An 18,585-nucleotide genomic window follows, 5' to 3' on the forward strand; every position below is an offset into this window, starting at 1 on the left:
GGTTTCGTACTTGAACCCTCGCCTCAGAGCACCGCCCCCGCGGCGACGACCGCCGCGACGTACGCCGCCGTCGCGGTGGGCAGCGCGAGCCCGATCCGGTAGCCCAGGAGCGATCGGTCGATCCCGCGCTCCAGCGCGGTCGCCAGCCCGGTCAGGATCGCCGCGAGCAGCAGCACGTAGACGCCGACGACCGGGCCGAGCGAGGGGGGTCCGAGTGTGGTCGTTGCCGTCGACGTACCGCCTCCGCCGAGTGCCCCGCCGACACCGCCCGCGTCCGCCGGAATCCGTCCGACCATCGCCACGGAGACGCCGCCGACCAGCGGCCCGAACAGCGCCGCGGTGTTGGACAGCGTCCCCGTGATCGCCGCCAGTTCGCGCCGTGCCTCGCGCTCGACTCGGCGGAGTTCGCGGAGGTGGTCGCCCGCTGCCACGAGCGCGTCCCCCGCTGGGGGTCCTTCCGTCGCTGCGAGTCCGAACAGTCGGCCGGCGTCACGAGCGCGAGGGCTCGGCACGTCCTGGAGTGCGCCGAACCGCCCGAAGAAGGCCTTCTCCGTCGAGAGTCCAAGCTGTTCCCCCCGCTCGACGGCGGCTCCGAGCAGGTCGCCCGTACCCCCGGGGAGCGCCGCCGCCGCCTCCTCGAGCGCCTGTTCGACGGCGGTTCCGTCGGCGACGCGCCGACCGACCAGCGCGAGCGCGTCCGGGAGCCCCGACTCCGTTTCACGGACCTGCTTCCGGAGCTCCCTCGCGGGTGCGAACAGCCAGAGCAGTCCGGCACCGACACCGGCACCGACGGCGACGACGGGCACAGCCCACGGCAGCACGGGCAGACAGCCTGCCCCCGCGATGACGCCCACGAACACACCGAGTGCGGCGGCGCTCCGCCGGCGGTCGGGAACGTCGGGGTGGTCGCTGTCGATCCGCGGCGGAGGGAACGAGATCGGTCGCCGTGCGAGCAGCCAGCCGCTCGCCGCGAGTAGGCCCACGGGAAGGAGCAGATCGTACAGCACTGCAAGCGTGCCGACGCCGATACTCACGCCCGCGAGCCGTGCCGCGGGGAGGACCCCCACGAGCGCGAGCGGGAGCAACACGCCGAACGCGTACAGCCCCGTCAGCGGCGCCCGGATATCGCCGGCGAACGCCGCTGCGCGCTCCTCGACGCCCGAACGCACGGCCGAGAGCGCGCGCTCACAGCCCCGTTCGCGTGCGTCCGCGGGGGCGTCGGCGGCGTCGGCGACCAGCGCCGCGGCGCGTTCGATCCCCGGTGCCGTCTCCCCCCACGCTGCAGCGAACGACGCCAACCCCGCATCAGGCGTTCCGCGCGCCCGTCGAGCGTGCTCCCGCAAGGACGCTGCGAGATCGCCGTCGCCGGACTGGCCGGCGAACGAGACCGCCCGTTCCAGGCTCGGCTCCACCCTGAGTCGCAGCGTCAGCCGACCGAACAGCGCCGGCGCGTCACCGACTGCACGAGTGCGGGCGAGTTCGGCGGCGGCGACCGGAACGTTTCGAGCGGCGAGCGGCGGGCCAACACCGAGGCCGATCGCGAGCGGGAGCAGCGGGAACGCGCCTGTCGCGAGCACCGCAACGATACCGACGACTGCGATGACGCTCCCGACAGCCTCGCCCGCGGCGACTAGCCGGGACGCGTCCGGCCAGCCGAGTCGATCGCAGGCGTCGATCAGCTCGCCGTCGACGTCGGGGTCCCGTGGCCACGACGACGATAGCTCGTCGACGAAACGAGTGGCACGCTCCCGTCGACCCCGCGACGGGGCTACCACGGTGTCTCACCCGTACCCGAACACTCGTCGCTTTCCTCGGCCCGGATCGCCGCCGGTCGCGTGACGCCGTCGGCCGCGAGCGAGCGCAGGTGGTCGGCCCGTGCGTCCAGCGTCGCCAGCGTCTCACCGTACCCCTCTCCGGGCACCGTGAGATCCGCGAGCAGGCTGCTCTCGCCGCGGTCGAGCCGTCCGGTCGGTTCGAGGTCGTCGCCGTCGAGCGCGAACAGTGGCCGGAGTTCGGCCCCGCCGGCGACCGACTCCACCTCCTCGATCGCGACCGCGCGCCGCCCCCGCTCGGTGTCGGCGACGGTGAGCACGAACCCCGTCGCGGCGAACGCGGACTCGCTCACGCCGAGATCCTCGGTCATCCTGGTCTGCACCGCGTCGGCGCCGTCGCCGTGGACCGTCCCGAGAACCGTCCCCGAGGCGGCGCCGACGCGCATCGCCTCGTACAGCGTGCCAGCCTCCTCGCCCCGAACCTCACCGACGACCAGCGCCCCTTCGCCGAGGCGGAGCGCTGTCCGGAGCGCGGACGCGGGGCTCGTCTCGCCGGTCTCGTCGTCGCCGCGGGCGACCCGGAGCGACTGCACGTCGCGCCCCGCCGCCCGGAGCGCTGCGGCGGGGAGTTCGGGCGTGTCCTCGATCAGTACTGTCCGTGTCCGGCGGGGCAGCGCCCACAGCAACGCGCCGAGCGTCGTCGTCTTCCCCGCACCGCGGGCGCCGGCGACCAGTCCGGTCCCGCCGCGCTCGACCGCCAGCGAGAGCAGTGCTGCCGCCCGCGGCGTCAGCGAATCGGTGGCGACGAGTCGGGGGAGCGTCCACGGCTCCGAGTCGTGGCGGCGGACGGCGAAGGCGGGTCCGGGCGAGAGCGGCCGCGTGACGCCGGCGATCCGGACCTGCTCGCGGTCGTCCGGCGGGCCGACGGGGAGCGTCGCGTCCACCTGTGGGCTCGCCCGCGAGAACGCGCGCCCGCTGGATCGACGGACCCGCGAGGCGAGCGTCCCGACTCCCTCCGGGGTGAGCCGGATGTTCGTCGGCATCGCTTCGCTGTCGACGACGACCCGGACTGGCGTCTCCGAGGCGGGCGCGGTGACGTACACGTCCGAGACACGGTCGTCCGCGAACAGGTCCGCGAGCACGCCGTTGCCGCGCGTGTGTTTCCTGAGCGTGGCCGAGAGCGCCGCTACCGGATCGTCGGCGTCGGCCACCTCACGTACGGCGCGAGCAGGGCCGAGATCACCCGTCTCCTCGGTCGTCGCCAGCCGCGCCGCCGCCGCGTCGAGCAGTTCGAACGCCCGCGTGTCGAACGACGCCGACGCAGGGGTGAGGTGGTACACGCCCGTCCCGGCCGCCGAATCGATCGCGTACCGCCGGACCGTTCCGCCGGTCGAAAGCTCCGTGGTGTCGCGCAGTCGCGCGTCGGCCGGCGGCCGGTGGTCGATCCCGACACGCGCGATCGTCGGGCCGTCGTGGGAACGCAACGCCGCCTCGTGATCGTCGGCGCGTTCGGCACCCGCCGCGAGCCCGGTTTCGGCAGCGAGGCGGCCCACCGGGCCGGCTCGGCCGGTCGCTTCGCGGGCAGCCCGCAGCGGCGCCGTCCGTGCGGTCGCGGCGATCTCGGCGTCGTGGTGTTCGGCCAGCGCAGCGAACCGGCCGGCAGCGTGGAGCAGACCGACGGCGTCGTCGTCGTACCAGCGCTCGTAGCCCGCCGATCGAACCCGAACGGCGTCGGCGTCCCGGTCGGCGAGCGCGTCGACCGCGGTCGCCCGACACGCCGGTTCGCTGGCGAGATCGCCGTCGCCCTGACAGTCGTCGGCGTCGATGCGGAGCTCGACGCGGTCCTCGACCCCTGTTCCGGCGGGTTCGGCGAACGACGGTCGGCAGCCACACGCGTCGTCGTCCTCGCCCCGCCAGGGAAGCAGTGACATAGCGCGGGTGGTCGCGCTCTCCCCCTTGAACTCTCGGGGAGCGTCGACGGGCAGTCCTTCGACTACGTCGTCAGTCGAACGGTGACAGCGCGGCCGTCGTCGCCGTCGACGAGGCCGAGCGTCAACCGATGCTCCCCGGGCGTGCCGAACCGAACGGTCCCGTCGGGCAACGCGAGCGGGAGTGTGAGCCGGCGCGTCCGGGTAGCGTCGTTCTGGAGCGTGTATCGGACCGCACACGCGGGCTCACAGCCGACGGCGAACGTGTCGACACCGACAGCCACCAGCGATCCGGCTGGGATCGAGACGGTGACGACCCGCCGTGCGCCGGGATCGTCGGCGGCGAGCAGCGACGCCCCCGCACGCTCCAGTCGGCCGACGTCACGGTCGAGCCCCGCGGCTGTTCGGTCGGCCGCCGCCGACTCGACCGCTGGGAACGACGCCGCGAGCAGCGCGGCCGCAAGCGCCACCGCGAGCAGGGCTCGGATCACCGGAGGTCGTGCAAGCGTTCGCGCAGCCCACGTTCGGCCGGTTCGTCGGCCTCGTCAGCCTCAGCGGCTGCGTCCGTGTCGGCAGACGCCGACAGCACTGCGATACTCTCGGCTTCGTCTCGGGGGACGGGAGTGTCGGCCTCGCCGAGGCGGCGCTCCAGCCGTTCGACCGCCGCGACGGCGGCGTCAGCGCGGCGTTCGACCGACTCGTTCACCGCGGAGACGCCCCCGAGAAACCCGCGGATCGACTGCACCGCGGCGTCGAGTTCGTTGAGTCTGGATTCGAGCGTCTCGACCCGTTGTTCGAGATCATCGACGCCGTCGCTGTCGGCTCCGATTCGATCCCGCTCCCCGTCGAGTGCGCGCTCGACGGCTGCCAGCCGTCGTTCCAGCTCCGTGTCGCTGTCGGACATGGGACGGGCTGGTCGCCCGATCGCTGATAAGTATCGGGATGCAGGACACTCCTCAGGCGGGAGAATCTTAAGGCGGGCCGGAACGAACGGGGAGCCATGAAGACGGTCCTCGTTGGCGTCGGGCAGGCGGGCGGAAAGGTGACGACTGCACTGGCCGAGTACGACGACGAGATGGGGTTCCACGCGGTCCGGGACGCTCTCGCGGTCAACACCGCGAAAGCCGACCTCCGCGATATCCCGCTCGACACGGTGTTGATCGGCCAGGACGTCGTGAAAGGCCACGGTGTCGGCGGCGACAACGAACTCGGCGCGGAGGTGATGCAGAACGACGCCGACGAAGTGATGAGCGAACTGAGCGGCAAGATCGGCTCCAAGACGGAGGCGATCTTCGTCGTCGCCGGCCTCGGCGGCGGCACCGGCTCCGGCGGCGCGCCCGTACTCGCGAAGGAGTTGAGCCGGGTGTACGACGTCCCCGTCTACGCCATCGGCATCCTCCCCGGCCGCGACGAGGGGGCCTTGTACCAGGCCAATGCGGGGCGGTCGTTGAAGACGCTCGCCCGCGAGGCGGACGCGACGATCCTGATCGACAACGACGCCTGGCGCGAAGCGGGCGACAGCGTCGCGGAAGGGATGGCCGCGATCAACGAGAGCATCGCGCGCCGGATCGGCCTGCTGCTCGCCGCGGGCGAACCCGTTGAGGACCGCTCGCTCGGACTTGGTGGCGGCGGACTCGACCGCGACGTGGCCCAGAGCGTCGTCGACACCAGCGAGGTGATCAACACGCTCCGGTCGGGCGGCTTGGCGGCAGTGGGCTACGCCGAGTCCGAAGCCAGCGACGACCCCGACGAGAACGTCAACGTCGTCACGAGCACGACCCGACAGGCGCTGTTCACGGGGACGAGCCTCCCGAACGCGAGCGAGGCCGACGCCGCGCTGCTGGTCGTCGCCGGGCGCCCCGACACGCTCTCCCGCAAGGGCGTCGAGCGCGCCCGCTCGTGGATCGAGGAGGAGACCGGCAGCATGCAGGTCCGCGGCGGCGACTTCCCGCTCGACACCGACAAGATCTCCTCGCTGGTGCTGCTGAGCGGCGTCGAACGCTCCGACCGCGTCCAGGAGTTCATGAACCGCGCCGCCGACGCGCAGGCCGAGGCCGAGCAGCGCGACGAGGGCCAGCGCAAGCGCGACGCCGCCGACGCGTTCCAGAACGACGAACTCGACGACCTCCTCTGACCACGACGCGTCGAGGGCGTCGCCACCCACAGGGTGCCCGTCGGCTATTTCCCCTCGGCGCCCCCACCGTCGAGCATGCGCGAGTACGCCGACGATCCGCCGGTCGAGGAACGGATCGGCGACGCCCTCCGGGAGCACGACGCCACGGTCGCCGTCGCCGAGTCCTGCACGGGCGGGCTGATCGGGTCGCTGCTGACCGACGTGCCGGGCTCCTCGGAGTACTTCGACCGCTCGGTCGTGACCTACTCCTACGACGCCAAGCTCGAGGAACTCGCGGTCTCCCGGGAGAGCCTCGACGACCACGGCGCGGTCTCGGCGCGCGTCGCCGAGCAGATGGCCGCCGGCGTGCGCGACACCGCGGGGACGACGTTCGGCCTCTCGACGACCGGGATCGCTGGCCCCGAGGGCGGCAGCGAGGAGAAACCCGTGGGGACGGTGTTCATCGGCCGCGCCTACGCCGCCGACTGGGGGACCGGCGGCTCCTACACCGAGGTCTCGCGGCACGTCTTCGACGGCGACCGGACCGAGATCAAAGAGCAGATCGCGCGGAAAGCGTTGGCGCTGTTACTCGACGAACTCTGAGCCGTCGACCGAAACGTTTTGCGGGGTGCCGGCCGCGCACACGGGTATGGACAAGAAAGGCCACGTCCTCAACGCCCTGTTGCTGGCCATCGGCGTCGGCTACGTGCTCGAGCCCGCCGGCGACGTGACGACGTTCGTCGCCATCGCCGAGGTGTCGCTGCCGCTGGTGTTGGGCGCGCTGTTCCCGGACGTGGACACCGCGTTCGGCAAACACCGCAAGACGCTGCACAACCTTCCCGTGCTCGGGATCGCGCTGGCGTACCCCTACTTCTTCGGCAACCTCAGCTTCGTCTGGGCGGGGATCCTCAGCCACTACGTGCTCGACATGCTGGGGAGCAAGCGCGGCATCGCGCTGTTCTACCCGTTCTGGAGCGAGGAGTTCGGCTCGCCGACCGGTGTTACGACCACGAGCACGTACGCCGACGTGGTCACCATCGTCGTCACGCTGATCGAGATCGGGGTGTTCGCGGCGTTCGTCCACCTGCTCCCCCAGTACCTCCCCCCCGGGCTGGAGCTGAGCGGGGTGACGACGATGATGGGTTAGTACACCGCGACGTCGTCGAACCGGCCGCCGTAGGCGATGTGGTCGGGGTGGGTCGGCTCGGTACCCGAGAGGAACAGGCGGTCGATCTTCCCCCACGAGTTCTCGTACCCCAGGTGGGCGAACTCCGCGAGGTTCCAGAAGCGGTGGCGCGGGCCGGAACGGTGGACCACCTGTCGGTCGACGCCGGAGGCTAGCGCCTCCACGAGGTCGGCCTCGCTGTCGATATCGGTCTCGAACTCGGTCCACGCCTCCCCGATGGCGCCCCGAACGTGGGCGTACGACGAGCCGAACGCCTGGAGGCCGGCCTCCTCGGTGATGCGTTTGGCGCGCTTGTTGACGTGTGGCGGCGATTTGACGTTGTAGCTCTCGACGGCGTCGATGTGGTCGGCGTAGGCTCGGATCTCCGGTTGGCCGAGGCTGACGTTCAACAGCGTCGGATGCGGGACACAGAGCGCGGCGCCCTGATCGGCGAGCGCGGAGAGTGCACCTTCGAAGGAGACGAAGTCCGGCACCGGGTCGGAGAGCCCCACGGCGAGGATGTGACGGCGGTTCTGCCAGTTCCCCGTGAATATCTCACGCCCCGGCACGACCAGCAGCTCGTCGTCGCTGTGGCGTTCGGCCCGCTCCCGGATCTCCGGCAGTCGCGTGAAGTGGGGTGCGTACACCAGCACGTCGATCCCCCGGGCTTTCGCCCGCTCGACGACCCGCCCGTCGAGCACCTTGACGTGCATGTCGACCCGCGTCGGCGCCGTAGTCACGTTCGACTGCAGTCGGTCGCCGCCCAAATAGCCTCCGTGTTCGATGTCGGGCGTCGGGGAGAACGCTTTTGCCGCCCCCACCCCGAAGGAGCGCGTATGAGCCGCTGGAACTGCGGGATCGCCGGCTGTGGCCGGGAGTTCGACGGTCCCGAGGCCGTGATCGTCCACCAGACGACCGAACACCAGCGCCACGAGTGTGAGGTGTGTGGCACCATCGTCCCGGAGGGGTACTTCGCCATCCGCCACGCGTTCGACGAGCACACCCGCGCGGAGTACGTGCGCGCCTACGACGCCGACGGGAGCGACGTGCGCGCCCGTGAAGGGATCAAAGAGGAGATCGAGGAGAACGCGGATCTCCAGAGCGTCGTCGACCGACTCAACGGCAACTCGGAGTAGCGTCGCGAACGCTCGTTCTCTGGCGGGAGCCTACCGCCCGGCGTCTCGCGAGTCGCTCCGCTCCCCGTTCGACTGGTTCGAGGAGCGGTTCGCTCCGCTCACCGCTCCTCGGAGTCCAGCACGCGGATCTGGTCGCCACGCACCGTGACCGGGATCGGCACCGTCGCCTCGTACAGCTCGACGGTCACCTGGTCTTTCCCCTCGTCGATGCGCTGAACCTGCGCCTTCTCGCCCTTGAACGGGCCGGCGATGAGTTCGACGATGTCGCCCTCGGCGATCCCCTCCACGTCGGGGGTCGGCGAGAGGAAGTGTTCGACCTCGGTCATCGACGACGTGCCCGGCACGATCCCGTTGGCGTGGGGGATCTCGTCGAGCACGCGCTCGATGATCGAGTCGTCCTCCGCTTCGACCATCACGTAGGAGGTCAGCGAGTCCGGCGCCAGCACGGCGTGGATCTCGGGCATCTCCTTCGAGGCGATCATGTCGGCGACGGTCTCCTCCTGGCTCGCAGTGGTCTTGACGGCGTAGATCGGCATCTACGCACCACCCGGGACCGCGCCCGGCACGAAGCTCATGATGGCGAACATCAGGAACCCGAGGAAGCCGATGAGGAAAATGCCGGCGCCGGAGATCTTGGCGACCATCGAGAACTCCTCCCACTCGGGGGTGCTCGCGAGTTTGAGCACGCGCACGTACTCCGAGAGGTCGTATTTGACGTCCATCTTGACGTGTGGTTCAGCCCGGCGCCTTTTCTATCTATTGAATGTGCTTTCGACGGCGAACACGCTCGCGAGTGGCGACGACGACGAAAAACCGAACCGCGGCGATCAGTTCACGTCCTGGAGCTGGTCGGGCGAGGTGCCGCGCTGGGCGGCCTCGCCGCCGCCGTAGATCTGGGGGGACTCCACCCCAGTCACGACGATCATCGTGCGCATCCGGCCCTCGATCTCCTCGTCGACGGAGGTGCCCCAGATGATGCGCGCGTCGGGGTCGATCCGGTCGTAGATCTCCTCGACGACGCCCTCGGCCTCGCCGATGGACATGTCCGAGCCGCCGGTGACGTTCACCAGCGCGGAGTTGGCGCCGGAGATGTCCACGTCCAACAGCGGCGACCGCAGCGCGGACTGCACCGAGTCCTCGGCCTTCTCCTCGGTGTCGGACTCCCCGAGGCCGATCATCGCGACGCCACCCTTCTCCATCACGGTACGGACGTCGGCGAAGTCGAGGTTGACCAGCCCGGGCTTGGTGATCAGTTCGGTTATCCCCTTGACCGAGCGCATCAGCACCTCGTCGGAGACCTTGAACGCCTGCTTGACCGGCAGCTTCCCCACCGCGTCGAGGAGGCGATCGTTCGGCACGACGATCACGGTGTCGGAGACGTCACGCAGCCGTTCGAGGCCCGCCTCGGCGTTCGTGCGCCGGACCTCACCCTCCGCGGTGAACGGCGTCGTGACGATCGAGATCGTCAGCGCGCCCGCGGCCTGGGCGGCCTTGGCGACGACGGGTGCCGAGCCCGTTCCGGTGCCGCCGCCGAGCCCGGCGGTGACGAACACCATGTCCGAGCCGGCGATGGAGTCCTTGATCTCCTCCTGGGACTCGATGGCGGCCTCCTCGCCGACCTGCGGGAGCGAGCCAGCGCCGCGACCCTGCGTTTTCTCCTTGCCCATCAGGATCTTCGTGTCGGCCTCGATGGAGACGAGGTGCTGGACGTCGGTGTTCGCGGCGACCAGCTTCGCGCCGTGGATCCCCTCCTCGTGCATGCGGTTGACGGTGTTGCCGCCGGCGCCGCCGCAGCCGACCACCGTGATGTTGGTCTTGAGGTCCTGCAGGACGTCCTGAAGCTCCTCGTCGGTCATCTTCCCCGACGAGGGTGTCTCGCCGCCGGTCTCCTTCTCGGCCGGGCTCTCTCCCTCGGCCTGGGCGTCGGGCTGCTCGTCGCCCTCGCCCTCGGCCTCGTCGATCGCCTCCTCTACGATGGAGTCCATTTGACCAGGGGTATTAGGCGGAGCCTATTGACCTTTCTCCCTTTGCGGCGGTTCTCGCCACGACCGACACCGCTCAGATCGAGAACTGATCCTCCCGCTGACTCTCCACCGCCGAGGGAGGGATCACCTCGCCGTCGACCTCGACGGACTCCCCGCTGGAGAGCTGGCCCATCTTCGGCCCCTCCGGCACGCCGAGCTTCCCCGCCTTCTCGGGGTCGAACGCCTCCTCGCGGGCGACCACGGTGTCGTCGTCGACGGTCACCTCGTCGTACTCCGCCCGCAGGATCGCCGCGAGGTCGTCGATCAGGTCGTCGTACGCGTCGGCGTCCGGCACTGCCGCCTCACCTTTCGCTCGGGTGCCGTTCTCGATCGTGTCGAACGCGACCGTCGCCTCCGCGACCGCCTCCCGCGTCGACTCGCCGTCGACGTTCTGGGCGGCCGCGAGCAGGTCGTCGGGCAGACTCATTTTCTCCCAGTCCTCGGCGTCGTCGGGAGTGTGCGCGCCGAATCGGAGCCCCTCGTCGACGGTCGCGACGCCCGACTCCAGCGACCGGACCAGCGCCAGCGGGCGGTCGCCGACGGTCCGGACCCACGTCTCGCTCACGACGCGGTAGCCCAGGTCCTCGATGGCGTCGGCGACCTCGGGGTGGTCGCCGTCGAGCAGCGCGTGGGTCGCGTCGCTGCGCTCGAACGCCTGTTCGAGCACGGCCTTGGCGTCCTCGTCCCGCGGGTGGCCCAGCTCCTCGAGCTGCCAGTCGCTCGCGATGTGGCCGACCGCCCACGGCGTCTCCCGGAGCACGCGGCCGAACCGCGGGGCGTAGTGGCCGCCGCCGATCCCGACGACCTGTCGGTCGCGGTGGGCCGCCACCCCACGCAGGGAGAGCACCGCCTGGGCGACCGCGCGAGCGCCGTCGGGGTCGTCCCACTGCTCCTCGCCGCTGCCGAGCTCCGCGAACATCGACGGCGTGTCGAGCGCGGTCGGGCCGTGGTGGGTCCCCTCGATCGCGACGTCGTACCCCTCGGGGGCGTGGGCCGCCAGCGCGCCCACGTACGCCGAGAGCGCGCTCGGCGCGGCTGCCGCGAGTTCGCCGTCGGCGCCGCCGTACTCCGCCTCGCCGAAGTTGCCCGTGAAGTGGCCCGTCAGCAGCGCGCCCGTCTCGCCGGAGTGCCGGGAGACGAACACCAGCAGGCGTGGCTCCTCGCTGAACGCCGGCGCCGGGTCGGCGAGCCCGATGTGGAGCTCGTCGAACTCCCGGAGTTCGAACGGGCCGTCGCGGTAGTACGTCCCGCCGCCGTCGGCGTCGTTCAGCGCCTCGTCCTCGTGTTCGGTCCAGTCCCCCTGCGCGAGCAGCTGCTCCCCGATGTGGAGCGAGGCGTGATCGGCCCGCGACACGACGATCCCGATTGTCATCGACTCCGACTCCGGCCGCGCCGGCCAAGTAGCCGTCGTCTCCGGTCCACCCGTGGGCGCGAGCTTTTTCCGCAGGGCTCGCTCACCCCGACCATGGACGTCTACGGGCTGATCGGCCGGCCGGTGGAACACTCTCTCTCGCCGCCGATGCACGAGGCCGCCTACGAGGCGCGCTCGCTCGACGCGCGGTACGTCACGCTCGAACCCGACCCCGACCGGATCGGCGAAGCGGTCGCCGGCGCGGACGCCATCGGCGTCGCCGGCCTCAACGTCACGGTGCCGTTCAAGCGGGACGTGCTCCCCCACGTCGAGCCGACCGCCACGGCCGAGGCCGTCGGCGCCGTGAACACGATCACGTTCGACGGGGACGGCCCGCCGGAGGGCCACAACACCGACGTCGAGGGTGTCGTCCGCGCGTTCACGCACCACGACGTCGAGATCGAGAACCGGTCCGCGGTCGTCGTCGGCGCCGGCGGTGCAGGGAGAGCAGCCACCTACGCGCTGGCCGACGCCGGCGCGGACACGTTCGTCGCCAACCGCACGGTCGAGCGCGCAGAGGAACTCGCGGCCGACTTCGCGGATCTGGGCGTCGACGCCGGCGGACTGGACGCGCTCGAGGACCGCGTTCCCGCCGCCGACATCCTCGTCAACGCGACCAGCGTCGGAATGGACGACCCCCACACGTCGCCCGTTCCCGCGGAACTGCTCCACGGTGATCTGGCGGTGCTGGACGCGGTGTACTCCCCGCTCCGGACGAAGCTCCTGCGGGACGCCGCCGACGCGGGGGCTGTCACCGTCGACGGCGCGTGGATGCTGTTGTACCAGGGCGTCGCCGCGTTCGAGCGCTGGACCGGCGTCGACGCCCCCCTCGAAGCCATGAACGGCGCGCTCCGTGACCGACTCCGAGAGAGCGCTCCGTCCGACTGACTGTTCCCGCGGGAGAACCGGCCGACGGCGACGCTGGCTTTTTACCACCGCGGATCGTTTTCGCCCACAGCATGGTACTTCGGAAGCTCAAACGGCTCCTCGGGCTGGAGTCGGACGACAGCGACGGCCGGTCCGAGCGCGACGTGACGGTGCAGGAGCGTTCCGACGCCGACGCCGAGACGGAGGCGGCGGTCGAGGGCGCCGACGAATCGGGTGGTACGACAGACGACGAACCGGCCGCTGCTGGCACCGACGCGGAGGCGTCCACGGAGTCGCTCGTCGACGAGGAGGCGGCACAGGACGAGCCGTCGGAGCGGGCCGAGCCGGCGGAGGCCGCGGGCCCCGACAGCGGGGACGAGACGACCGACGTCGACTCCGTCGACGACGCGATCGAGGAGGCCGAACCGGACGACGAGGATCCGGTTGCGACCGACACCGACGCGGAAGCGTCGACGGAGTCGCTCGTCGACGAAGACATCGCCCAGGAGGAGCCGTCGGGGCGGGCCGAACCGGCGGAGGCGGCCGGCCCCGAATCCGAGGACGAGACCACCGACATCGACGAGGCAGGTCCGGACGTCGGGGACGAGAGTGAGGAAGCCGGTGACGAGAGTGAGGAAGCCGGGGAGGACACGCCCGTCGACGAGATCAAGGGGATCGGGCCGGCCTACTCCGAGCGGCTGGTCGAGATCGACATCGCGACCGTCGCGGACCTCCGGGCGGCCGACGCCGAGGAGATCGCGGAGCGGACGACTGCTCCGGAAGGGACAGTTCGGAAGTGGATCGACCGCGCGAACGAGTACGAGTGATCGAACCCGCTCGTTTTTAGCGGATCGCCGCCGTTGGCCGACGCATGACCGAGACGACGGTCGTCACTGACCCCGAGCAGTTCCACGCCGTGGCCCGCGAGGCGCCGGCCGGCGCTCGGGTACCCGTCGAGATCCGGACCGTCGTCGACGACCCGTTCGACGCGTACCGCCGCGCCCGGACCGAGCGCGGTGGGGTGTTTCTAGAAACCTCAGGCGGCCAAGCAGGTTGGAGCTACTTCGGCGTCGAGCCGACGGAGTTCCTCACCGTCTCTCCGGAGTCCGTGCTGGCCGGGAACTGGTGGACCGAGACGGCCGGCCGCCGGTTCGGGCAGAACCGCTCCGAGACGCTCGCGGCGCTGTCTGGGCTGCTCGACGGCGAGGACCTTGCCCGTGGCGACTGTGACGTCCCCTACCCCTGCGGCGCGATCGGCTGGCTCTCCTACGACGTGGCCCGGGAGCTCGAGTCCATCTCCGCCGGCGACGGCACGCCCGACGACCGCGACCTGCCCAGGCTCCAGGTCGGCGTCTACGACTGCCTCGCCGCGTGGGAGGAGCCCCGTGGCGACGAAGTCACGCTGCGGATCACTGCCTGCCCGCGGGTTCCCGAAGACGCCGACGAGGCGGCGCTGGACGCGCGGTACGACTGGGCACTCACAAAGGTCGGCGATCTCGGGCGGCGTGCCCAGGTAGGGGATCCGGCGGTCGGTCCCGCGTCCGTCGATTCTGACGAGGCCGCGTTCGAGAGCACCTGCGGCCGCGAGCAGTTCCGCGAGCGCGTCCGCCGCGCGAAGGCGTACATCTGCGAGGGCGACACGTTCCAGGCGAACGTCTCCCAGCGCCTCGAAGCGCCCGCGGCGGTCCACCCCGTCGAAGCGTACGACGCGCTGCGGGAGGTCAACCCCGCGCCGTACTCCGGGCTGCTTGAGTTCCGTGGCGTCGACCTGGTGAGCGCGAGCCCCGAACTGCTGCTCGACCGTGAGGGCGACCGCCTGCGCACCGAACCCATCGCCGGCACGCGCCCCCGCGGCGACACCGACGAGGAAGACGCGGCGCTAGCCGACGACCTCCGGACCGACGAGAAGGAGCGCGCCGAGCACGCGATGCTGGTCGACCTCGAACGCAACGACCTCGGGAAGATCAGCGAGTACGGCAGCGTCGACGTCACCGAGTACCGCCGCGTCGACCGCTACTCGGAGGTGATGCATCTCGTCTCGCTGATCGAGGGACGACTCCGCGAGGACGGCACGCTCACCGACGCTATCGCGGCGACGTTCCCCGGTGGCACCATCACCGGCGCGCCCAAACCCCGGACGATGGAGATCATCGACGAGCTCGAGGACCGCCGCCGCGGCCCCTACACCGGGAGTATCGGGATCTTCGGCTTCGACGGCCGGGCGACGCTCAACATCGTCATCCGGACGCTCGTGCGCCACGCCGAGGAGTACCATCTCAGCGTCGGTGCGGGAATCGTCCACGACTCCGACACCGACGCGGAGTACGACGAAACGCTCGCGAAGGCTCGTGGGCTGGTCAACGCGGTCGACGACGCGCTGGATCGGGGCCACCTCGACGTTGCGGACGACCCCGAAAACGCTGGTTCCGATGGAACACCCGACACGGCCGCCGACGGCGGCGAGGTGGAGCGATGACCGCGCCCGAGATCCTCGTGATCGACAACTACGACTCGTTCGTCTACAACCTCGTGCAGTACCTCGGCGAGGCGGTCCAGGGGCGCGACGGCGAGGTGACGGTCCGGCGCAACGACGCGATCGACCGCGAGGAGATTCGGAGAATCGACCCCGACGGGATCGTCGTCTCGCCCGGTCCCGGAACGCCCGAGAGCGCGGGTATCTCGATGGACACCTTCGACCTCGACTACCCGACGCTGGGGGTCTGTCTCGGCCACCAGGCGCTCTGTGCGCACAACGGCGCGCCGGTGGGCCGCGCCGACGCGGTGGTTCACGGGAAGCCCTCGCGGATCAGTCACGACGGCGACGGCGTGTTCGCCGGACTCCCACAGGGGATTCGCGTCGGGCGCTACCACTCGCTGGCGGTCGACCGCGACGCGATCCCCGACTCGCTGGTCGAGACGGCGACCACCGACGACGAGGACGTGGTGATGGCGGTCCGCCACCGGGAGCAACCCCACGTCGGCGTGCAGTTCCACCCCGAAAGCATCCTGACCGAACACGGCAAAACTATGGTCCAGAACTTCCTCGAAACCTGTCGAAAGTGGAAACGATGAGCGACGAAGCACGCGCGGACGACCTGCTGTACCACGTCGACGGCGAGCTCGTTCCGACCGAGGATGCGACGATCTCCGTCGAGGACCGCGGGTTCCAGTACGGCGACGCCGCCTTCGAGACGCTGCGGGCCTACGGCGGCGACGTGTTCGGCTGGGACGCCCACGCCGACCGACTCGCGGAGACCTGCGACCTGCTCGCGCTCGATCACGGGCTGGCGCGGGAGGACCTTCACGACCGTATTCGGGAAACGCTGGACGCGAACGGCCTCGACGACGCGTACGTCCGGCTCTCCATCTCCCGGGGCGTCCAACCCGGGAAACTCGATCCCGACCCCGAGGTGGACCCGACGGTCGTGATCGTCGTGAAACCGCTCCCGCGGGGTGGGCTCGACGGCGAGTCGGTCTGGGACCAATCGGCGACGCTCCGTACCGTCTCGACCCAGCGAATCCCGGACGCCGCGGTGCCCGCACGGGCGAAGACCCACAACTACCTGAACGGGATCCTCGCGCGTCTCGAACTCCGAGGGACCGACGCCGACGAGGCGCTGCTGCTCGATTCGGCGGGCCACGTCGCCGAGGGCGCGACCAGCAACGTGTTCGCGGTCGACGGCGACGGCCTGCTCACGCCCGCGCTGTCGGGCCCGGTCCTGCCCGGGATCACCCGCGCGACGGTGATCGACATCGCGGAAGAAGAGGGCATCCCCGTCCGGGAGATGACGATCGGCCCCGACGCGCTCCGGACCGCGGAGGAGGTGTTCTGCACGAACTCGACGTGGGAAATCAGGCCCGTCGACGCCGTCGACGGCGCGAGCGTCGGCGGCGGGCCGGTGACGCAGCTGCTGGCCCAGCGCTACCGGGAGCGGATCGAGGAGACGTTTTACTAGGCCGCGGCCAGCAGGATCGTCGCGACCGCGTACACCAGGATCAGGAGCACGGCGGCGATGATGAACTTCAGCACCAGGCCGTCCTCCTCGGGCGTCTCCCCCTCGGGCAGGCCGTCGTCGTACAGGTCGCCGTTCTCCTCGCTCATCGTCGGAGCCAGGGGCCCCGGCGGTATGAATCCGTCCTTCCTCAGAACCCGATCCGGGATTCCGTGGATCGGTGGATGTCGGCGTCGTCGTCGCTCTCGGCTTCGCCGAAGCGGACGAACTCGTAGCCGTCGTCGTCGACGAACACGCCGCCGGCGGTGGTGCGGACCGCGAGTTCGTCGAGCACCGCGCCCTCACAGGGGCCGAACGTGCACTCGCCGCTGTCACACTCGAACGTCGCGCCGTGACGCTTGCAGACCAGTTCGCCGTCGCGGATCACGCTGCCGCCGCCGGTGTCGAGGTTCACGTCCCGCCAGTGCTGGCAGTAGTTGAACCACGCTCTCACCCCGTCGTCGGTGTTGACCAGCACGGCCTCGCGTTCCTCGCCGCTCTCGCGGTCCTCGACGGTGAACAGTAGCGTGCTCTCCGCCGGGACGGCGGCGACGTCGACGATGCGCTCCTCACTCATCTATCCGGGTTACTCGGGGGGGTCCCAAGGGCGTTTGGGTCCGTGGTGGAGAGAGTCGGAGTTGTGGGAAAACGCGAGAGGTAGATTTGAACCGCGAGGACTTCGCTCGCTGGCGCTCGCTCGTCCTCTGGGTTCAGAATCTACCTTGATCGCTACTCAGTCGACGACGTACTCGCGCCTCGCTACGCTCGGCGCTTCGGACATTGTCGTCGACAGGAAGTAGCGGGAGGTAGATTTGAACTACCGATCTCCGGGTTATGAGCCCGGCGGAATCTCCTGGCTATCCCATCCCGCTACCTGATCCAAATCCCGTTCGACGGTTAAGGGTTCTGATTCCGTCGTCGTCGCGTGGTTTCCTCCCACACTCAGTCGGTCGTCACCCGCCAGGTGAACAGGCTCTCCAGCACGTAGTTCAACAGGAGCGAACAGCCGATCGCGATGGGGAACGTCGCCAGTTCCCAGAGGTCGACGCCGAACGCCTCCAGGACGATCGGCAGGCGCGTGAGCGCCGCCACCACGCCGACCTGCACGGCGACGCCGCCGCTGCGCACGAGGTTCGACTTCAGCAGCCGGCGGAGGATCGCCCAGCCGCCGTCGTCGCCGTGACCGGCGAACGTCCAACGCTCGTTGACCACGAACATCACGAGGATCGCCACCTCGGCGCCGACCAGCTTCGCGATCTCCGGCGCGACGCCCATCCCGGCGGTCAGCACCGAACTGGTCGTGAGGTCGAAGACGGCGCCGACGGCGCCGACCGAGACGAACTGGCCGAACCGCCCCGGCACTAGCAGTTCGTCCGGGACTCCTCTCACCGTCCACCTCGCTCGATCAGGAGCGGTCGGTCGGCCCGCGCCGCGAGCAGTTCGTGCAGTCGATCGCCCCGGACCGCCTTCGCGCGGTGGCGCGCGGTCAGCAGCCCGGTGAACATCGAGAGCGTGTCGCTCACGGGGTCGACCGTCGACTCGGGCTGGTCCTCCCAGATCACCGGGACCTCGGCGATTCGGCCCCCCAGCGCGCCCGCGATGGCGAGGAGTTCGATGTCCCACGCGAACCCCGACTCGGTGAGGTGGCGCCGCAGTCGCGACCAGAAGTTCGCCGAGACGGCTTTCGCACCACACTGGTAGTCGTACAGGTCCGGATCGAGCAGCTGTCGGGCCAGCCACGCGAACGCGTCGCCGAGGAAGCGCCGCAGCGTCTTCTGGTGGGACTGCACGGTCGCCTCGGGGTGGCGCCGCGACCCCGCGGCGAGGTCGAACTCCCCCGACGCGACGGGGTCGATCACGTCGGCGATCGACTCGGCGGGCGTCGAGCCGTCGGCGTCGGCAAAGGCGAGTACGTCGGTGTCGAGCGCGTCGAACCCCTCCGTGACCGCGGCACCCTTCCCCCGGCGGCGGTCGGCGACGTACACCGTCGCCGGGAGGTCGGCGAGGGCTTCCTCGTCGCCGGGAGCGGGGTCGTCGAGTTCGATCCGGAGTTCCGCGGGGGCGAGCCGCTCGTCGAGCGCGCGCACGTAGCGCGAGAGGCGGTCCACGTCGGGTCGGTAGGCGGGGACCACCACGCCGACGGAGCGAGACATGTGCTCGCGTTCCGCGTCGGTCGG

22 protein-coding genes and 1 tRNA gene are annotated in these 18,585 nt (G+C 70.5%); 9 read left to right on the top strand and 14 right to left on the bottom strand.

Annotation, left to right across the window (positions count from 1 at the left end):
* Positions 1-23 precede the first annotated feature (23 nt).
* The 4 genes from B4589_RS14905 to B4589_RS14920 all read right to left on the bottom strand — a co-directional run bounded on the left by B4589_RS14905 (position 24) and on the right by B4589_RS14920 (position 4,604).
* Positions 24-1,775 carry a hypothetical protein gene (locus B4589_RS14905; RefSeq protein WP_079235012.1) on the bottom strand — a complete coding sequence of 584 codons (1,752 nt, stop codon included), beginning with the start codon at positions 1,773-1,775 and terminating at the stop codon, positions 24-26.
* Positions 1,769-3,703, bottom strand: coding sequence for an ATPase, T2SS/T4P/T4SS family (locus B4589_RS14910; protein WP_079235013.1), 1,935 nt, complete (start codon positions 3,701-3,703; stop codon positions 1,769-1,771). Before B4589_RS14910 ends, B4589_RS14905 begins: the two co-directional genes overlap by 7 nt.
* Before the next feature lie 62 nt (positions 3,704-3,765).
* Positions 3,766-4,191: a hypothetical protein gene (locus tag B4589_RS14915; protein ID WP_079235014.1), complete on the bottom strand. Its 426-nt coding sequence runs from the start codon at positions 4,189-4,191 to the stop codon at positions 3,766-3,768.
* Positions 4,188-4,604, bottom strand: coding sequence for a hypothetical protein (locus B4589_RS14920; RefSeq protein WP_079235015.1), 417 nt, complete (start codon positions 4,602-4,604; stop codon positions 4,188-4,190). Before B4589_RS14920 ends, B4589_RS14915 begins: the two co-directional genes overlap by 4 nt.
* A 96-nt stretch (positions 4,605-4,700) precedes the next feature.
* Between B4589_RS14920 and B4589_RS14925 the strand changes: the two genes are divergently transcribed.
* The 3 genes from B4589_RS14925 to B4589_RS14935 all read left to right on the top strand — a co-directional run bounded on the left by B4589_RS14925 (position 4,701) and on the right by B4589_RS14935 (position 6,960).
* Positions 4,701-5,834 carry a tubulin/FtsZ family protein gene (locus tag B4589_RS14925; RefSeq protein WP_079235016.1) on the top strand — a complete coding sequence of 378 codons (1,134 nt, stop codon included), beginning with the start codon at positions 4,701-4,703 and terminating at the stop codon, positions 5,832-5,834.
* Between the two features lie 75 nt (positions 5,835-5,909).
* Positions 5,910-6,416: a CinA family protein gene (locus B4589_RS14930; protein WP_079235017.1), complete on the top strand. Its 507-nt coding sequence runs from the start codon at positions 5,910-5,912 to the stop codon at positions 6,414-6,416.
* 46 nt (positions 6,417-6,462) lie between these two features.
* Positions 6,463-6,960 carry a metal-dependent hydrolase gene (locus tag B4589_RS14935; protein ID WP_176330536.1) on the top strand — a complete coding sequence of 166 codons (498 nt, stop codon included), beginning with the start codon at positions 6,463-6,465 and terminating at the stop codon, positions 6,958-6,960.
* Here the strand turns inward: B4589_RS14935 and B4589_RS14940 are convergent.
* The gene (locus B4589_RS14940) at positions 6,957-7,691 is read right to left on the bottom strand and encodes a PHP-associated domain-containing protein (protein WP_079235256.1); all 735 of its coding nucleotides are present in this window, start codon (positions 7,689-7,691) and stop codon (positions 6,957-6,959) included. The genes B4589_RS14935 and B4589_RS14940 overlap by 4 nt on opposite strands.
* A gap of 123 nt (positions 7,692-7,814) precedes the next feature.
* On the opposite strand from B4589_RS14940, the gene B4589_RS14945 reads away from it, so the two are divergent.
* Positions 7,815-8,114 carry a hypothetical protein gene (locus B4589_RS14945; RefSeq protein WP_079235019.1) on the top strand — a complete coding sequence of 100 codons (300 nt, stop codon included), beginning with the start codon at positions 7,815-7,817 and terminating at the stop codon, positions 8,112-8,114.
* 98 nt (positions 8,115-8,212) lie between these two features.
* Here the strand turns inward: B4589_RS14945 and B4589_RS14950 are convergent, their stop codons facing one another.
* The 4 genes from B4589_RS14950 to B4589_RS14965 all read right to left on the bottom strand — a co-directional run bounded on the left by B4589_RS14950 (position 8,213) and on the right by B4589_RS14965 (position 11,510).
* Positions 8,213-8,650 (bottom strand): transcription elongation factor Spt5, encoded by a 438-nt coding sequence (locus B4589_RS14950; RefSeq protein WP_049980982.1) that lies wholly within the window; start codon positions 8,648-8,650, stop codon positions 8,213-8,215.
* Positions 8,651-8,836, bottom strand: a complete 186-nt coding sequence (locus tag B4589_RS14955) for a protein translocase SEC61 complex subunit gamma (RefSeq protein ID WP_053947553.1) — start codon at positions 8,834-8,836, stop codon at positions 8,651-8,653.
* Between the two features lie 105 nt (positions 8,837-8,941).
* A complete protein-coding gene (ftsZ, locus tag B4589_RS14960) occupies positions 8,942-10,099 on the bottom strand; it encodes a cell division protein FtsZ (protein ID WP_079235020.1) in 1,158 nt (385 codons plus the stop codon).
* A 73-nt stretch (positions 10,100-10,172) separates the two neighbouring features.
* Complete coding sequence (locus tag B4589_RS14965) at positions 10,173-11,510, bottom strand: D-aminoacyl-tRNA deacylase (RefSeq protein WP_079235021.1); 1,338 nt, start codon at positions 11,508-11,510, stop codon at positions 10,173-10,175.
* Positions 11,511-11,603: 93 nt separating this feature from the next.
* On the opposite strand from B4589_RS14965, the gene B4589_RS14970 reads away from it, so the two are divergent.
* From B4589_RS14970 to B4589_RS14990, 5 genes are all read left to right on the top strand, one after another.
* Positions 11,604-12,437, top strand: a complete 834-nt coding sequence (locus B4589_RS14970) for a shikimate dehydrogenase (protein WP_079235022.1) — start codon at positions 11,604-11,606, stop codon at positions 12,435-12,437.
* A 71-nt stretch (positions 12,438-12,508) separates the two neighbouring features.
* Positions 12,509-13,243: a helix-hairpin-helix domain-containing protein gene (locus B4589_RS14975; protein WP_079235023.1), complete on the top strand. Its 735-nt coding sequence runs from the start codon at positions 12,509-12,511 to the stop codon at positions 13,241-13,243.
* A 44-nt stretch (positions 13,244-13,287) separates the two neighbouring features.
* Complete coding sequence (gene pabB, locus B4589_RS14980; protein WP_079235024.1) at positions 13,288-14,892, top strand: aminodeoxychorismate synthase, component I; 1,605 nt, start codon at positions 13,288-13,290, stop codon at positions 14,890-14,892.
* A complete protein-coding gene (locus B4589_RS14985) occupies positions 14,889-15,488 on the top strand; it encodes an aminodeoxychorismate/anthranilate synthase component II (protein WP_079235025.1) in 600 nt (199 codons plus the stop codon). The genes pabB and B4589_RS14985 overlap by 4 nt, the downstream gene beginning before the upstream one ends.
* Positions 15,485-16,372, top strand: a complete 888-nt coding sequence (locus B4589_RS14990) for an aminotransferase class IV (RefSeq protein WP_079235026.1) — start codon at positions 15,485-15,487, stop codon at positions 16,370-16,372. The genes B4589_RS14985 and B4589_RS14990 overlap by 4 nt, the downstream gene beginning before the upstream one ends.
* Here the strand turns inward: B4589_RS14990 and B4589_RS14995 are convergent.
* The 5 genes from B4589_RS14995 to B4589_RS15015 form a co-directional block, all read right to left on the bottom strand.
* Positions 16,369-16,518: a hypothetical protein gene (locus B4589_RS14995; RefSeq protein WP_158081193.1), complete on the bottom strand. Its 150-nt coding sequence runs from the start codon at positions 16,516-16,518 to the stop codon at positions 16,369-16,371. The two genes, B4589_RS14990 and B4589_RS14995, sit on opposite strands and share 4 nt — an antisense overlap.
* A 41-nt stretch (positions 16,519-16,559) precedes the next feature.
* On the bottom strand, positions 16,560-16,985 hold the full coding sequence (locus tag B4589_RS15000; protein WP_079235027.1) for a Rieske 2Fe-2S domain-containing protein: 426 nt from the start codon (positions 16,983-16,985) through the stop codon (positions 16,560-16,562).
* Between the two features lie 220 nt (positions 16,986-17,205).
* Positions 17,206-17,280 (bottom strand) — tRNA-Met (locus B4589_RS15005).
* A 70-nt stretch (positions 17,281-17,350) separates the two neighbouring features.
* Positions 17,351-17,797, bottom strand: coding sequence for a GtrA family protein (locus tag B4589_RS15010; RefSeq protein ID WP_079235028.1), 447 nt, complete (start codon positions 17,795-17,797; stop codon positions 17,351-17,353).
* Positions 17,794-18,561, bottom strand: a complete 768-nt coding sequence (locus tag B4589_RS15015; protein ID WP_079235029.1) for a glycosyltransferase — start codon at positions 18,559-18,561, stop codon at positions 17,794-17,796. Before B4589_RS15015 ends, B4589_RS15010 begins: the two co-directional genes overlap by 4 nt.
* Between the last annotated feature and the right edge of the window lie 24 nt (positions 18,562-18,585).

This window comes from Halolamina sp. CBA1230 (assembly GCF_002025255.2).
Classification (GTDB): Archaea; Halobacteriota; Halobacteria; order Halobacteriales; family Haloferacaceae; genus Halolamina.